The organism is Rickettsia rhipicephali str. 3-7-female6-CWPP (genome assembly GCF_000284075.1).
GTDB classification, from domain to species: Bacteria; Pseudomonadota; Alphaproteobacteria; order Rickettsiales; family Rickettsiaceae; genus Rickettsia; species Rickettsia rickettsii.
Genome location: NC_017042.1, coordinates 55,819 through 72,306, shown reverse-complemented (window position 1 = coordinate 72,306; position 16,488 = coordinate 55,819). Strand labels below are relative to the sequence as shown.

The following is a 16,488-nucleotide window of genomic DNA, read 5'->3' as shown; positions in this document are numbered from 1 at the left end:
ATCTATCATATCCACGAACTAAATATAAAACTCAATTAATAGGAACAATATGTCAAATTATGATCAAAAAATAATCAAACCTAAATTAGGATTATTAGAACTTGCAAAACAACTAGGTAGTGTTAGTACTGCGTGTAAAGTAATGGGCTATTCAAGAGATAGCTTTTACCGTTTCAAGGAACTATATGAGATGGGCGGAGAAGCGGCTCTTGTGGATATGAGTCGTAAGAAACCTATAGTAAAGAATCGTGTATCAGAACATATAGAACAAGCAGTAATAAATCTTGCTATAGAGAATCCTGCTCTTGGTCAGCTTCGTGCGAGCCAAGCACTAATAAAGCAAGGTATTATAGTGTCATCCAGTGGTGTACGTTCTATCTGGCTACGCAACGATCTTGAAACTCTAAAGAAACGACTCAAAGCTTTAGAAGCTAAATCTGCACAGGATGGTATCTTACTGACAGAAGAGCAGATATCTGCTTTAGAAAAAGCAAAACAAATTAAAGAGGCTCATGGAGAAATAGGCTCATGGAGAAATTGATACTCAGCATCCCGGTTATCTTGGTGCACAAGACACCTATTATGTTGGTAATATGAAAGGAGTAGGTAGAATATACCAACAAACCTTTATTGACACTTATTCTAGAGTGGCTATTTGCAAACTCTATACTGATAAATCTGCAATAACATCCGCTGATATTTTAAATGATAAGGTAATACCTTTCTTTAATAATCATGATGTACCACTACTGAGAATCCTTACAGATAGAGGAACGGAATATTGTGGTAAGGTAGAACATCATGCTCTTGAGTTATATTTGGCTATAGAAAATATTGATCATACTAAAACTAAGGCACGTTCTCCTCAAACTAATGGAATATGCGAAAGATTACATAGAACTTTAAAAGATGAATTTTATGATACAGCTTTCCGTAAAAAGATTTATAGCTCATTAGAGGATTTACAGATTGACTTAGATCAATATTTAAACAAATATAACAATACTAGACCGCATTCTGGAAAGTTCTGTTATGGAAAAACTCCTATGCAAACTTTCAAGGATAGCATTAAAATTGCTCAAGATAAGTCTATTAATTCTTACTTATCTGACAGCACTTTTGCTGCTTAATCAATCTCTACCTGTCAGATCAAGTGTAGAGTTTTACAAATTAAGGTTTTTACATCATCAAACTTAAGTAAAGGTTCTTTAAAGTATGAATCATGTGACCAGCTTGTCGTAATATTCGTATAATCAGTTTCTAGTTTTTCTTCTTTAAATTTTTCTGCTAAATTTTTATATTTTTCAGTTTTTTGTATAAGTTTAAGTTGACTACACGGTGAAGAAATTATTGATGTTAACTCTTTAGACAAATCATATAATATTCCATAAGGTTTAGAGGTCTTCCTTGTGCTTCTATTAGAGCTTTCGTATTAAGACAAAATACTTTTAGTGAATCTTGCAGACTTTTTTCTGATATATCTAGATTATATTGGTTATAAAAATCACCTTGGCTTGAATATAATTCAATTATTTCTGATGCTAATTTAGCTATATCTTGCGGATTCTTTTGCTGTATTTTCTTTTTTAGTTCTGATTCTTTGAGATGTAATAATTTATTAAAAGCTTCTTTTGCATAAGATATATGAGTAGTTTTTTTAAAATATTCTAAAGCTTTTATATAATTTCCGCTCTTAAATTCAATCTTCCCAAGTTTTATATTTGCCTCTTCAGAACCAAGGTTAGCAACGTTTTCATACAATCCTATTGAGTCTTTAGAATAGTTTTGTTGAGCCATTAGGTGTACAGATTTGTGCTTGTTGACAATAAATTTCTGCTAATTGATGTTTATATAAGTTTTCGTTTTTATAACAATCATTAATAGATTTATGAGTTTCTTTTAGTAATTTTTCTAATAAATTATAAATAGGTAGCGCTTGATCAGGTAACACAGGCTGATGTAAAAGCTTATCATATATTACTTTATCGAGATTTTGAGATATTTCTGTAATAGATTTAGAGGCGGTAATATACCTCCAAAGAGATTTAGCTTCTTGCTTGCTGACTGAGTCTATTAGTTTTTCTAAATTACTAATGCTATTATTTATAGTTATACCTAATATATTATTAAAATTCTTAAAGCTCTTTGTTAAGAATAATTTAATATTATCTAAATTTTCAACATCAGTGCTAGAATTGTTAATATGCTGTAAAAAGTTTTTTAAGTATATATATATTATTGATTGCTTTTAAGTCTAAAACATCGTTATTTTTGATATCTTCATAAAATTTTTCAATAGTTTCATTTAATTTTTTATAAAATGAATCTTTATCTTTGCATATTGTATGCTTAAATAATTCTAATAACTTTTCTTTTATATTATATGCCCCAAGGTTACTAAATAAATCGTTAAACCATTTTGCAGAATTAAGTGTAACCAATTTTTCTTTTTCGGAAAATTTGATGTTAGATAAATATTTAAGGTAATTTAGAAGATTCTCTAATTTATTTTTTGATTTCGGTGTTTCTAAAAGCTGATTTAATTTTTTAACGATTTCTAAGAAATTTCCTATAGTTTTGGCATTGTCTTCTAACTGTTTATAATAATTTACTATATCTATTAATTGTTTCAATTTGTCTGTTTTAGGCAAAACATCTTCAAAACTTAAATTATTTTCTATATTTTGTTCCAATTTTTTTTCTATATATGTTTTAAGCTCATTGATACTAATTGGTACTTCTTTATTAATTACATTTATAGAATTTAAAATATATGTTAAATTTTCGCCGTCGATTGTTATTTTATTATATTCATCTAGAATGATATAATTATCATCTCTAATATTTAATAGATTTGTATAGTCTTTTGCTTGCTCGCTAGCTTGAGGTAATAAATAGAATCTTTTATTTTATTAATGATACTCTTGTGTTCATCGCTAAAATTACCGAGTTTTATAGTGTCATCAATAATTTTAGATATACGAGTATGATTATTGCTTGCTTGGGCTATCGGTCACTACTAAAATTACCTTCATTTATATCAATATATCTCAATAATTTAGTAAATTGTTCAAATATACCGATAAGTTTTTCTAGATTGGCTTTGACAAGGGAAGAGTTAGAGTTTTTGGTTTCAATATTTTTTATTGCTAATATAAATTTAGTAGGAGTCGTACTTAGAATTTTTTGTAGGAAAAATTTGTCAATAGTAGATTCAGAGGATGAATTAGCAGCATCCAAATAAGAACTGTTATTGTTATATGTTAAATATTTTTCGTTTTTTATATAAAAACTATCTAAAATATTTGAACTTGCTGTTAGACTTTTTTTTGAGAAGTCCCAATCTCCATACTTATTACTTTCTAATATTAATTCACCGTCTTTAAGAAAATTAGCTATGAGATTTAAATCTTCTTTCTCTTGCCCTAATATAATTATAGCTTTATTACTCCTATCAATAATAGATTCATATTTCTCACTATCTTTATTAATTAAGTCGATAAAATTTTCCATTTCTGCTTCCTTTATTTCTTCTTTTTTCAACATCATTATATCCCTCATATTTTCTGCTTTATTGTGTTCAATATTATTTGTTATTTCAAACGAATTTTGATTTAGGAGTGTTTGTATCGGTTGAGTTGCATTGTTGTTGTCATTTAGTATTTGAAATAAATGGTCTTCAGAAATAGTACTATCTATATTTTCGTAATTTTCGTATGTTCTTGTTTTTTAAATTTATCATTTAAACGTTTTACATAAGCGGTATAATTGTACATAATTAATCCGTTTCTTAGTTGTGTTTCTTAGTTGTTGTTTTATTTAATAATCTTAACTTTAAGATTAACTCAAAAAATTTCAATTTAGTTAATAAATAAATTAATTTTAACTAAAAATATCACAATTTAGATATTACGATATTTATATATAGTGAAAGATGAATTTTATTGCATATATTATAAGAATAAGTTTTATTATAAATAAATATTGATAATTACTTAGGTTATGAAAAATAATAAAAACCAAATGTATATTATAAAAATTTTTATAGCTCTAGCTATGATTACGAGCATAATATTTTTATTGTATTCTTCATTAACTCCATCTAAGCTTAAGATTGGTGTGAAAACTAGTAATATGGACGATTCGCCTAAAATTAAGTTTACTCTTATAGATCAAGAAGGAAAGAAATTTGATATTACCCATTTGCAAGGTCATTTAAGTTTGATTTATTTTGGTACTACCTATTCCTTATATGACAATCAAGTACTAAAAAGAGTAGAAGATATTATTAAGATTTTGAAGAAAGAGAATATTTTAGTACAAGTAGTTTTTATTACTCTAGATTCTGAGCATGATACAAGTGAGGTATTAAAAAAATATTTAGAAAAAATAGATGATAATTTTATAGGTTTAACGGGGAGAGTCCAAGATATTGAACAATTAGCAGATCAATTTAAGGTCTTCTTCTATACATCCAAAATATTTGATGTAAAAACAAACAAATATGAATTACAACATTCTAATTTTGTGTATTTAATTAGCAGTCAGGGAAAATTTTTAAAGCATTATTGCTTAGGCTTACCGAAAAATGGTTAACAGATAATCTCTAAGCATTTCCTATGTGTGATGAGAAATGTATTTCATCAATGCCTAAGTGTTTTAATGCATTATGCCATTTACTTTCAGGATTATCGGCAAAAATAAATTCTTTATTACAATCCATAACCAGCCATAGGTTTTTCTCTAATTCTTCTTCAAGCTGCCCTGGTTTCCATGCTGTATAACCGACAATGAATAAGCTATTTTTAGGTCCTTTACCGAAAGCTATATCTTCTGAAATTTCTAAATTAGAGCTTACTGCTAAATCATTATGGAAATCCAATAATAAATTTTTATTATAATCGCTAGAATGAAGAAAAAACCCTTTTTCATGTTCTACGGGTCCGCCAAGATATATAGGAACCATAACCGGGGTTGTTATTTCGTCATTTTTTATTTTAAAAAACGATTTTAAATCTATATGATTTACTAAGCGGTTAAATATTAATCCTATTGCTCCTTCTTCCGTGTGTGATAACATATAAATTAAGGATTTATGGTAAATGCCTTTTGTAATTACATGCGGTGTAGCAACTAGTGTTTTACCGGATAAGTTATGAAAAATTTTATCGCCCATAAATAAAACTTTTTAATTATATAATATATAAGCTTTAAATCCAATTATTCAATAGAAGTTAACAATAATGATCACATTTTTTGATATTACTATTTTTGCTATTATTACTCTTTTCTCATTTTTCGGCTTATATCAAGGCATAATCGGGTTTGCAACTAGAATACTCGGTTTTATTACTTCTATAATGTTAGGATATTTTTTATATCCATATATTTCTGACCTAATCGGGAAATATATGGATAATGAGGTTATAAGAATAATTATTGTCGGTGTTATATCTTATGTTATTGCTTTAATTTTATGTGTTTTTATAGTTTATAAATTTCTTGCTATAATTTCATTTATGAGAAACGGTTTTATTGACAGATTCTTAGGGCTATTAGCAGGATTTGCCGTAGGTACTACTATCTCGTTAGTACTATTTTTTATAACAATGATCTTTACTTCTGAAAACTATTTTAAAAGTAAATCTTTAAAAGATTTTGTAGTAAGTAGCAAACAGAGCAAATATGGAGGAGTACTGAAAGTTTCCGTTACCACTGATTATTTAGATGAATTAAGTAAAAATATTATAGTTATAATTCCAAATGAGACTTTAAAATCTATTGAAATATTTGAAAATAAAGACCTAAATAATTTCAAACACTCTCTTAAGAAATCGAATGATTCTAACGATGATGAGGATGTATTTTCTCAAGAGTTACAAGATGAGCTTTCTAATATAGATGATGAATAGGATGTTATTTTGACGTCATTGCGAGGAAATTACGACATTGTTGTGCGGATCGAAAAACGCACTCGGTGTCATCCCGTGGCTTGACCACGGGATGACAACGGAAAACTGATCCACGCGGGCAATGATGCCTGCTTGCAATGACGATTACCTACCAAACAAACACCATAACCCCTACCTTTCATTAAACCAGCCTATTGCCCTTAAATTTCATAAATCACGCCATCGTAAATAATTAATAAATACTAACTAATAGTAAACTTATTAATTAATTATTGTGCGTCGTAAACAAATAGTGTATAATGACCGATAAGTTAAGTGGTAAAATCATTAAAAGCAATAAGTTATAGGGGAAATTATGACTAATAAGAAAAAAACTTTTTTTAATAAACTTTTACTAGCAACCAGTAAGTAGTATCGGGCTACTTGCAAGCATAGGAGGCTTCGCAGCGGATATTATTCCGGCGGGCAATCCATCTTCTAATATAGGTACGATGAATGATTGGAGATATAATCACAACCATTATCCTCCGCAACATAATGACAATATTATTATCACAGAAAATAACCATAGGATTAATTTTGCCCAAAAGATTAATATTAATGATATTAATATTTATGGTTTTAATGGGGTATTTACTGTTATTGAAGGCAATCCAACTACAAGAGTTAGTATTAACAATATAACTAACGTTGACAATCCGCAAACTCAAAGGGTAGTTCAAAATGCTTTAGGAGCACCTCTTGCATATGGAGCCAATAATAATGCAAAAGCAAAGTTAAAGCTTACAAGCGGTAATGGAACAGGTTCTGAGCTAACCATTACCGGTAATGATATTAGTGCCGTTGAATCTATTGAGCTTGTATTTAAAGAAAAAGTTGATATGAAACATCGCAACGGCGGTGTAATAGATACAGGGAATTTAGAGTTTATAAGTTTTGGGAAGGTAAGGGTTAATAAAGATTTTACCGGTAATATTACTACTACTAAAACTATGAGAGGAGAGGTAACTTTCGTAAAGACTCCTGATATTTATGAAATCGGTTCACAAACCAAACAAGTTTCTAAAGTGACGTTTGAAGGTAATCATGAACACAAATTGCATAATGATATTCATTCCAGACAAACTAATTTTGATTCGGGGACTTATAATATTCGCACGCAGGACATTACAATTAACGGTAATGCTAACATTAACGGTTCGACATTCGATCTTAGACGTAACGTAATTCTTACCGGCGATGTAGTACTTGAAGGCAATATTACTATAAATGCTTTAGGAGAAAGCGGTATAGTTTTTCAAAATCTCCCTACGGCATTCGGTACAAATATTGTGATTAATATTAATAGGGCTCACACGGCGAATGATGTAGCCGCCCTATCAATTTTGAGGATGAGTAATATGGATATACTTATACTGCAGCTACCGGAACCGTTGCTTTACTGCAAGGATTACAAGTACAACAAGTAGGAGTGCAAGCAGCGGCACAACCGGCACATGCTCAAGCAAGAGCAGAAGCAGCGATAGTAGGAAACGTAATAGTAGCAAGAGAAACAGTAGATACGTTAGGACAGAGACAAGCACGACTACAGCAAGATATGGTAGCGGCTCCGGTGAGGGTTCAGCAACAAGTAGACAGAGAAAACTTAAGGTTAAGGCAAGCACAGAATGCACTAGCACGAATACAAGCCAAGAATCAAGAATCCGCAACAATTAGCAGATGCACAGCAACGATTAAATGCTGCACGTGCAGGAGCCGTATGGGGGAACAAAATCCGAGTACGGCAAGCTTTATTTGATATTCGTAACGCTCCGTTTGTAGCACAGCTGGACTTAACAAATGCACAAAGAGAAGTACCGGCACAAATTGCAGTACTGCAGCGAGATGGACAAGCTAGACAAAGAGAGATACAATAACCAATTGATAATATAGATCTAGAATTGGTTCAAGCTAGACAAGATCAAGTTGTGATGCAGAGACACAAGCTAACCTAGCCGGTTTAGTAGTACCGGTAGATGCACAAGCACAGCAACAAGCACAAACTCAGCGTTAACGAAAGAGCTGAACAGCAAAGACTGCAAGCTCAGCAACAGCAAGAAGAAAGAAGAGATGAAAATGAAAGATTAGCACAACAAGAGGCTAACGAAAGAGCAGTGGTTGAAAAAAAATAATAGCAGAATAGGAGTGCAAATACTGCAAGCGGAGTTAGCAACGTCAAGCTAACGAAATAAGAGTAGCAGAGGAATATGTTAAAAAACTGAGTCGCAAAAATTGGCTGAGGCAATCAATAATACTATCGTTGTCCATACGGAAAATACTTTTGTAGCGGAAGCACAAAAAGAAGTGATTAGAGAAAAATCTGCACTTGTTATGCAAAATCCTGAAAAACACGCTGTAGAGCTTGCTAAGGAATTAGTAAATAATAAAGCTGAGCTTAAAGAAGTAGCTAAAGTAGCTAATGATGATACTGTTGTAGTGAGTAAAACAAAACAAGAACAATCCTTATTATTCGTAGCAAACTTAGCTCAAGTTGCACCTGATAATACAAAAAAAGTAGTAGAGCATTTAACCGAGCAAGGAACAAGATCGGTTAGTGTAGCAAATGTTACAGCTGAAGCAGTAACTACTAATATTAATAATCACTTATCAGGCGGTACTATGATAGCCGTTGCAGCAGGTGATGAAGCAAACCCTATAATTACTAAAAAAGGATTATGGGTTTGCCGGTGCTTTCGGTTCAAGTAATCAAGATGTATATAAAGGTAATCCTAGCTATAAAGGTACGCGGTATCCGGCGGCACGATCGGCAGTGAGCTTTACATCGGGGAAAATAGTCTTGGCGGTATCGCATATAGCCGTATGAACTCTGACTTTAAGTTTAAAGGTTCAAGCACTGGTGACAAATTATCGGCAGAAAGCGATATTATTTCTCTATACGGTCAACCACAATTTAGTAATGGCCTTGCCTATGCAGGGAGGCATTGTAATGACAAAATTTATGGTTGTTAATACGCTGCTTTCACAAAATAAAGACCGGAGGCGGGAGCAGTAGGACCGGCGGCTTTTCTATCTTTGGCCTCTAGAACATCTTTAATTTGTTCTGCCTGCCAAATATTTTTACCAACAAGTACTAAACTGCCGACAATATTACGTACCATATGATGCAAAAATGATGGGGCTGAAAGATATAATTTTATTTCTTCGTCTTCTTTAATAATATTAAGTTCAGTTAAAGTTTTAATCGGTGATTTTGATTGACATGAGCTAGCCCTAAATGAAGTAAAATCATGTTTGCCTAATAGATAAGCGGTAGCTTGTTGCATAGCAGGAACATCTAAAGGTGAACTAATCCACCATGCTCTATTTAAATCAATTACCGATGGATAAGGTCTATTAATAATTCTATATATATAATAACGAGAGGTAGCTGAAAACCTAGCATGAAAATTATTGGGGGCTAATTCACAATTCCATACTCCTACGGCATACGGTCTTGCAAAATAGTTGATAGCCGTAATAATTTTGTGAGGTTCTAAATATTTTGAAAGATCAAAATGTGCTACTTGACCTATAGCATGAACACCGGCATCTGTCCTTCCTGACCCAAACAATATCACCTGTTCACCGGAAAACTTATAAATCGCTTCTTCTAATATCTGCTGTACCGATATTACTCCTGCTTGTCTTTGCCAACCTGCAAGATCTGTGCCTAAATATTCAATGGTAATTTTATATCGATACATAATAGCCCACTGTCATCCCGTGGCTTGACTACGGGATCTTGTATCACAGCCCGTGTCCTGAGATCCCGAATCACGGGATGACAGTATAAGTATTATCATGCTTCTAGTAAATCCGATGGATTACCGTCACCACGCTTTCCTCCGCTTCTAAAGCTATTAAGTTTTTTGGATCTAATAGGATGTTGTAACTTTCTTAAAGCTTTTGACTCGATTTGTCTTATACGTTCTCTAGTTACTTTAAATTGCTGCCCTACTTCTTCTAATGTATGGTCAGTATTCATACCTATACCGAAACGCATTCTAAGCACTCTTTCTTCACGAGGCGTAAGGGTTGCAAGTACTCTAGTGGTAACTTCTCGTAAATTTGACTGAATTGCCGCATCAATCGGTGCTACTGCATTCTTATCTTCGATAAAATCGCCTAATTGACCGCCGTCACTATCATCACCTACGGGATTCTCAAGACTTATAGGTTCTTTAGCTATTTTCATGACTTTACGCACTTTATCAAGCGGCATTGAAAGACGGTTAGCGATTTCCATTGCTGTTGGTTCGTATCCGAGTTCATTAAGCATTTGTCTTGAAGTACGTAGTATCTTATTAATTGTTTCAATCATATGCACAGGAATACGTATAGTCCTTGCTTGATCGGCAATAGCTCTTGTTATAGCTTGTCTAATCCACCACGTAGCATAGGTAGAGAATTTATAACCACGGCGATATTCAAATTTATCCACCGCTTTCATAAGTCCTATATTACCTTCTTGAATTAAATCTAAAAACTGCAATCCTCTATTAGCGTATTTTTTAGCGATAGATATAACTAAACGTAAATTCGCTTCTATCATATCTTTTTTTGCTTGTAGCGTTTGTCTCTCACTTTTTTGTATAGTATTCACTAGTTTTTTAAAATCATTAACTAAAAGACCGGTTTTAGATTCTATAACCGATAATTCGGCAATCATTTGATCTATATAATCCGATTCTTTAGTCATTAACTCTTTCCAAGCGCCTTTTTTATTTTTCAGCATTTTTTCTTTCCATGCTGCATTGATAACCGATCCTATATATTCATCAAGGAAATTTTGGCGAGTTACTCCATATTTTTCAGCAAGTTTTAAAAAGGCTGTTTCTTTATTAATTAAATCACGATTTATTCCATACATCTTACCTAAAATTTCTTCCGTTCTTTTAGAATTAAAATGTATTTCCGAAACTTCATTTATTAATAATTCCAAATTATTATATTTTTTGCTATTTTGTAAAACCTTCGGCTCAAAAGATTTCTCATAACATTTTTTAGCTTCAATGAGTAGCTCTTCGCAGATAAACGAAATCTTTTTCATACGCTCTATAATATTAGGTAATATCTGCGTTTCTACTCTAGATATAGATAAGTGGTTATCCTCATGCTCTTCTCCTTCGGTCTCACTACTATGTTCTTCATCATTTTCGGGTGTTTCGTCATGTAATATGTTAGCTTCTAAATCTATCAGATCACGTAGTAACATTTTTTCATTAACTAAATCTTCATACCATACTATAAAACAACGCATAGCAATAGGGCTTCTGCATAAGGAAGCAGTCATTGTTTTATGTCCTTCCTCAATCCTTTTTGCTATTTCTACTTCATTTTCACGAGTTAAAAGATCGACTCCCCCCATATCCTTAAGATATAATCTTACAGGATCATCGGTAGTACCTATATTTTCTTCTACCTCATCCTCAGGTTCATTATCAACATTGGTAGATAGCTTAAATTCTTCATCCATTCCGATATCAAGCTTAATTTCATCATCTTCATTAGATTCTAAAATATCTACTCCCGCATCGGAAAATTTTAATATAGCTTCCTCTAATTGTCTTATTGAAGGATTTTTATTAAGAGGAAGAGCGTTGTTTATATCATCATAAGTGACCGGTATCTTTTTAGATTTAGCTTTTTTAAGTAAACTATCTATTTTATCTAGATCATTGTCTATATTGCTATTGCTCATTAAATACCTATATGCTTTTTTCTTTTAAAAGAAGTTTGAAATAATTAAGTTATCGTGTGATTAATAAAAGATTCGTTTAAAACTTGAAGTTCATTTGCAATCTTCAGAATTTCTTTTTTATATAGTAAAACTTTTTCAAAGTCGTGATTGTCAGTACTGTTTATGGTAATAGCGTATTCTTGTTGTAAATTTATTAGATAATATTTCTTATGTAGCCACTGCCATAATAAATCCAGTCTGATATTATTTTTATTAAATGAGATATCTAAAAACAAATTATCCGTTTTTGATAATAATAAAAAAATATCAAAAAAGCTAGTTTTTTCCACAATTGCAGTAATTTCACTTGCTTCTACGTTATTATCTATAATCTCGTTTAAATACCAATTACGGAATTCTTCAAGCGATTTATTATTAAAATTTAAATTTAAGATGAAATCTCTAATATCTTTTGCTTCAAGTATTATAGGAAATTTAACCAACAAAGTACAAAAAGCGTGTTCTAACATTTCAAGCTCCGAATAGCCGTGACTTGAAATTATAGGAGCCAACTTTGAGTTTTTAGTTGTAGCTTTCTTCTGCGTTGTGACTAAATTTTGCCATATTTGATCTTTAAAAAACCTGTAATAACTTGCTTTTAAATCACTATCCGATATTTTGCTGCAATAATTTTTTAAATTTTTTTCTAAATTAGCTTTTTTTTCCGCAGTTTTAAAACTCTTGCCGCTATACTCAATATGCCAAATCATTTCTGATAAGCTTATTCTTTTATCTATAAGCTTTGCAAAAAAATCAGCACCATTTTTATTTACTGCATCGTCGGGATCAAGTCCGCTTGGTAACCTAATAAAAGAAATTTTCTTTTCACTATTAATAAGCGGTAATGCTAAGTTAATAGTTCTTATGCTAGCTTTTATGCCTGCATTATCTCCGTCAAGACATAATATAATTTCATCGCCAGCACGCCATAATTTATGTAAGTGATTCTCGGTAACGCTAGTACCGAGACTCGCAACCGTTTCACTAAAACCTGCTTGATGTAGTGCTATAACATCAAAATAACCTTCTACTAAAATCGAATGATTTTTTTTATAGCTACTGCTTATCGCTTTATGCTCACCGTATAGAGTTTCACTTTTTTGAAATACTGTAGTTTCAGGTGAATTTAAGTATTTAGGCAGCCCCTCCCCTAGTACTCTACCGCCAAAGCCTACAATTTTATTGTAAATATTTCTAATTGGAATAGTAATACGGTTAGAAAATAAATTATATATTTCACCGTTTTCTCGCTTGCCGATTAGCCCTGCTTTACCAAGCTTTATAATATCTATATTTTTATCGTGAAAAAATTTTTCAAATTTATTATTCTTCGGGGCAAAGCCTATTGAAAACTCTTTTACTGTTTCTTCGGTAATACCCCTTTCGTGTAGATAATGTAATATTTCAGGTGTTAATTGTGTCCTGAAAAACTTATTGGCGAGTTCTAAAATATTTAGAATTTCATCGGATTCTTCATAAAATTCTTTCTGTTTCGCAGTTAATTTCGGTATCTCTATACCGTAATCGGTTGCAAGCTTTATAGCAGACTCATTATAAGATAAACCGCTAATATTAGAAGTAAATTTTATAACGTCACCAGCTGCTTTACAACCAAAACAATAGAAAAATCTCTTACTATCACTAACCGTAAAAGATGGGGTCTTTTCTTGATGGAAAGGACATAAACCTACATAGTTACCGGATTTTCTAGTTAAAGCTACTTTTTGCCGTACTACATCCGATATGTTAATACGGTTTTTTAAGAACTCATAAAATTCCGGTGCAACTCTCATTATATTACAATATGTAGGAAAGAATAGCTGTAGAAAGACAATAAGAAAGCGGTATAGACAAATTATCGTTAATTCTTAAATCTTTTGAATAAAATTCAGCTACTGTAGCCCCTATGCAACTTATAATTATAATAATAAAACTTGTATTATATCCTAAATAGAAATACACTAATATACTTATAAAAATTGCAGAAGCTAAAAAGGTAATAGAACCGGCTATAGATTTACCGTTACCTAAGCTATTTCCTATTTTAACGCCGACAAGAGCCGCTAAACAATCTGAAATAATTAAAATCAACCACGAACAAATCACTAAATTTTTAGGAAAAAGAAGAGCAGTTAAGAAAAAACCGAGCATCATAAAGCTAACGCCGCTTAAAGCAAAAGAACCGTTATTTTCTTCAAGCCTTATAACTTTTGAAAAAAATCTAGTTACAAATTCGCTAATTTTTGCATTATTATGACGTGATACATCTAAATATAATGTAATAGCCGTTATTATAAATAATAATAATAACGTAATAGCGGTTCTTGGAATAAATAAATAAAGCAGCGGAAATATTATAGCCGATAGGTGGAAAATTTTACGCTTTTTCTCAAAGTCAAAATCTTTAATTGCCATAAGATTACTAATTTGTTGCTATTGTTATATGAGAATGCCAAATAATTAAAAAGGCTTATTTGACAAATTTCACTATTACAAATATACTTGCTGAAATCTATATTATTGAAAATAGTATACTAAAATTACTAAATCTATACAATATAATTATGAATATAAAATTTCCTATCACCGCTAAAGGTTTTGAAAAATTAGAACACGAGCTTAAACATTTAAAACATGTAGAACGTAAAAAAATTAGTGAAGATATAGCCGAAGCACGAGAACACGGCGATTTATCCGAGAATGCGGAATATGAAGCGGCACGTGAGAAACAAGCATTTATAGAAGGGCGTATTAAAGAGCTTGAAGATATGACGGCAAGAGCGGAAATTATTGACATTGGTAAATTATCGGGAGATAACATAAAATTCGGGGCTACGGTTACTTTGATCGACGACGATACTGAAGAAAAAGTAACATATATTATTGTAGGAGAATATGAAGCCGATATAACTAGAAAAAGAGTTTCAATCGCTTCTCCTATAGCAAAAGCTTTGATTGGAAAATCGGTAGGTGATTTTGTAGAAGTTACAACACCGAAAGGATCTAAATCATACGAAGTAGTTACCGTTGAATATAAAGAACTAGAACTTTAATTTGATTTTTTTGTCACTGTAAACGTTAACCGTATGACTTGTTATGTCATTCCCGCCTACGCGGGAACGACATCGAGTAGGTTTTTCGACCCATGCAACAACCCCTGCTCCTCGCAATGACGATTTGGGTATCAACAACGCAGGTATGACATTATTAATTACTTCTTCTTAAACATCTCGAGCATTCTTTTTGTTACTATAAACCCGCCGAAGATATTTATAGAAGCAAGCAACGTTGCAAAATACCCTAGTAGACTGGGAAACCCAAAAGCAGAACTACTTGCAGCAATCATAGAACTAAGAACTATAATACCTGAAATAGCGTTAGTAATAGACATAAGCGGAGTATGGAGTGCAGGAGTTACTTTCCACACAACATAATAGCCCACAAAAGAAGCTAATACAAAAATAGTTATAGCAAATACTAGCGGATCTATAGTACTTGTGTTTGTTTGCCAACTAGTATCTATTACCAAATCTTTTAATTTATCTGATAATTCTTGGGTGTTATGGGCAATTTCAGCAGCCTGTTTAGCCATCGTCGGTAATTGATTCATATATTTAATTTCTCACTCACAATTTTTCCGTCTTTAGTAATCAACATCTCACGTACTAACGCATCATTCATATTAAACTTACCGTCTTGCAATGCATAGGTTAGAAAATTATACAAATTCTTAGCATATAATTTTGAGCTGTCGGTAGCAATTTTAGTAGCAAGGTTTGATACACCTATTATGGTAACTCCGTGCTTAGTAACGATCTTATCCGGTTCTGAACCTTCCACGTTCCCGCCTGTACTAGTCGCTATATCAACAATCACTGAGCCGCGCTTCATAGATTCTAGCATTTTTTCCGTAACAAGCAGAGGTGCTTTTTTTCCCGGAATTTGTGCAGTAGTAATAACTATATCATATCCTTTAATAATTTTTGCTAAAAACTCTTCTTGTTTAGCTTTATAATCTTCCGAACTCTCGTGAGCATAGCCTGATTTATCTTGTAAATCCTCCTGTAATTCCGGTGAAACAAACTTAGCTCCTAAGCTTTCTACCTGCTCTTTGGTAGCAGCTCTTACATCATATCCTGCAACAATGCTACCAAGCCTTTTTGCCGTTGCAATAGCTTGAAGACCGGCAACACCGATACCAAGCACTAAAGTTTTACACGGTGAAATCGTCCCTGCTGCCGTCATCATCATAGGAAAAGCCCTTGTGTAATGATAGCTTGCTTCAATTACCGCTCTATAGCCTACTAAGTTACTTTGAGAAGATAAAGCGTCCATATTTTGAGCTTTAGTAATTCTCGGCACAAACTCCATAGCAAAAGTCGTAAGGTTTTTTTTAGCTGCCGCTTTTATATATTCATGATTTAAATAAGGCGATAATAATCCTACAATAATTGCTCCTTTTTTTGCAAATTCAAGCTCACTATATTTATCCGTAACGGATGAAGGTTGCACCTTTAATATAATATCAGCATCAGAAATAATTTCGAGTGGTACCGAAGATATTTTAGCACCTAGAGCAACATATTCTTCATCAAGAAAACCGGCATGAAACCCTATATCTTTTTCTACCGTAACCGCATAGCCTTTTTTGACTAGCAATCCTGCTACTTCAGGCGTTATAACGGCTCGTGTTTCATGCTTGGCTTTTTCTTTTAAAGCAACGATTTTCATAAATACTAATTATATTTTGCATTAACTGAATACATAAGGTATTTTAAACATAATTTAAAATATAAA

17 protein-coding genes and 2 pseudogenes are annotated in these 16,488 nt (G+C 32.1%); 8 read left to right on the top strand and 11 right to left on the bottom strand.

The window, feature by feature from the left end; translation table 11 throughout:
* The first annotated feature begins 49 nt into the window (after window positions 1–49).
* Window positions 50–1,130, top strand: a pseudogene (locus MCC_RS07410) (IS481 family transposase).
* A 14-nt stretch (window positions 1,131–1,144) separates the two neighbouring features.
* Here MCC_RS07410 and MCC_RS00460 read toward each other — a convergent pair.
* The 4 genes and pseudogenes from MCC_RS00460 to MCC_RS09800 form a co-directional block, all read right to left on the bottom strand.
* Entirely contained in the window at window positions 1,145–1,372 is a 228-nt protein-coding gene (locus tag MCC_RS00460; RefSeq protein WP_014408074.1) for a hypothetical protein, read from the bottom strand.
* Entirely contained in the window at window positions 1,357–1,797 is a 441-nt protein-coding gene (locus MCC_RS09810; RefSeq protein WP_231288714.1) for a hypothetical protein, read from the bottom strand. The genes MCC_RS00460 and MCC_RS09810 overlap by 16 nt, the downstream gene beginning before the upstream one ends.
* A 596-nt stretch (window positions 1,798–2,393) precedes the next feature.
* Window positions 2,394–2,651: pseudogene (locus tag MCC_RS11015) on the bottom strand (hypothetical protein); the annotation flags it as partial.
* Window positions 2,652–3,006: 355 nt separating this feature from the next.
* Window positions 3,007–3,561: a hypothetical protein gene (locus MCC_RS09800; protein ID WP_231288712.1), complete on the bottom strand. Its 555-nt coding sequence runs from the start codon at window positions 3,559–3,561 to the stop codon at window positions 3,007–3,009.
* 441 nt (window positions 3,562–4,002) lie between these two features.
* Between MCC_RS09800 and MCC_RS00435 the strand changes: the two genes are divergently transcribed.
* A complete protein-coding gene (locus MCC_RS00435; RefSeq protein WP_014408073.1) occupies window positions 4,003–4,596 on the top strand; it encodes an SCO family protein in 594 nt (197 codons plus the stop codon).
* A gap of 10 nt (window positions 4,597–4,606) precedes the next feature.
* Here MCC_RS00435 and MCC_RS00430 read toward each other — a convergent pair whose 3' ends face one another.
* The gene (locus MCC_RS00430; RefSeq protein ID WP_014408072.1) at window positions 4,607–5,176 is read right to left on the bottom strand and encodes a YqgE/AlgH family protein; all 570 of its coding nucleotides are present in this window, start codon (window positions 5,174–5,176) and stop codon (window positions 4,607–4,609) included.
* Window positions 5,177–5,243: 67 nt separating this feature from the next.
* Between MCC_RS00430 and MCC_RS00425 the strand changes: the two genes are divergently transcribed.
* From MCC_RS00425 to MCC_RS09790, 5 genes are all read left to right on the top strand, one after another.
* Window positions 5,244–5,912, top strand: a complete 669-nt coding sequence (locus tag MCC_RS00425) for a CvpA family protein (protein ID WP_014408071.1) — start codon at window positions 5,244–5,246, stop codon at window positions 5,910–5,912.
* A 491-nt stretch (window positions 5,913–6,403) separates the two neighbouring features.
* Window positions 6,404–7,381 carry a hypothetical protein gene (locus MCC_RS00420; protein ID WP_014408070.1) on the top strand — a complete coding sequence of 326 codons (978 nt, stop codon included), beginning with the start codon at window positions 6,404–6,406 and terminating at the stop codon, window positions 7,379–7,381.
* A gap of 2 nt (window positions 7,382–7,383) precedes the next feature.
* Entirely contained in the window at window positions 7,384–7,710 is a 327-nt protein-coding gene (locus tag MCC_RS09295) for a hypothetical protein (protein WP_014408069.1), read from the top strand.
* A gap of 217 nt (window positions 7,711–7,927) precedes the next feature.
* Window positions 7,928–8,083 (top strand): hypothetical protein, encoded by a 156-nt coding sequence (locus tag MCC_RS09795; RefSeq protein WP_014408068.1) that lies wholly within the window; start codon window positions 7,928–7,930, stop codon window positions 8,081–8,083.
* Between the two features lie 100 nt (window positions 8,084–8,183).
* Complete coding sequence (locus tag MCC_RS09790) at window positions 8,184–8,657, top strand: hypothetical protein (protein WP_041405387.1); 474 nt, start codon at window positions 8,184–8,186, stop codon at window positions 8,655–8,657.
* A 260-nt stretch (window positions 8,658–8,917) separates the two neighbouring features.
* Here the strand turns inward: MCC_RS09790 and truA are convergent, their stop codons facing one another.
* The 4 genes from truA to MCC_RS00390 all read right to left on the bottom strand — a co-directional run bounded on the left by truA (window position 8,918) and on the right by MCC_RS00390 (window position 14,106).
* Window positions 8,918–9,655, bottom strand: coding sequence for a tRNA pseudouridine(38-40) synthase TruA (truA, locus tag MCC_RS00405; RefSeq protein ID WP_014408067.1), 738 nt, complete (start codon window positions 9,653–9,655; stop codon window positions 8,918–8,920).
* Between the two features lie 95 nt (window positions 9,656–9,750).
* On the bottom strand, window positions 9,751–11,652 hold the full coding sequence (gene rpoD / locus MCC_RS00400; protein WP_014408066.1) for an RNA polymerase sigma factor RpoD: 1,902 nt from the start codon (window positions 11,650–11,652) through the stop codon (window positions 9,751–9,753).
* A gap of 44 nt (window positions 11,653–11,696) precedes the next feature.
* Window positions 11,697–13,484, bottom strand: a complete 1,788-nt coding sequence (gene dnaG / locus MCC_RS00395; protein ID WP_014408065.1) for a DNA primase — start codon at window positions 13,482–13,484, stop codon at window positions 11,697–11,699.
* 4 nt (window positions 13,485–13,488) lie between these two features.
* Window positions 13,489–14,106: a diacylglycerol/polyprenol kinase family protein gene (locus MCC_RS00390; RefSeq protein WP_014408064.1), complete on the bottom strand. Its 618-nt coding sequence runs from the start codon at window positions 14,104–14,106 to the stop codon at window positions 13,489–13,491.
* Window positions 14,107–14,255: 149 nt separating this feature from the next.
* Here MCC_RS00390 and greA point away from each other — a divergent pair, with 149 nt between their 5' ends.
* Window positions 14,256–14,744: a transcription elongation factor GreA gene (greA, locus tag MCC_RS00385; protein WP_041405466.1), complete on the top strand. Its 489-nt coding sequence runs from the start codon at window positions 14,256–14,258 to the stop codon at window positions 14,742–14,744.
* 158 nt (window positions 14,745–14,902) lie between these two features.
* Here greA and MCC_RS00380 read toward each other — a convergent pair whose 3' ends face one another.
* Complete coding sequence (locus MCC_RS00380) at window positions 14,903–15,301, bottom strand: NAD(P) transhydrogenase subunit alpha part 2 (protein ID WP_014408062.1); 399 nt, start codon at window positions 15,299–15,301, stop codon at window positions 14,903–14,905.
* On the bottom strand, window positions 15,298–16,422 hold the full coding sequence (locus MCC_RS00375; protein WP_014408061.1) for an NAD(P) transhydrogenase subunit alpha: 1,125 nt from the start codon (window positions 16,420–16,422) through the stop codon (window positions 15,298–15,300). Before MCC_RS00375 ends, MCC_RS00380 begins: the two co-directional genes overlap by 4 nt.
* Between the last annotated feature and the right edge of the window lie 66 nt (window positions 16,423–16,488).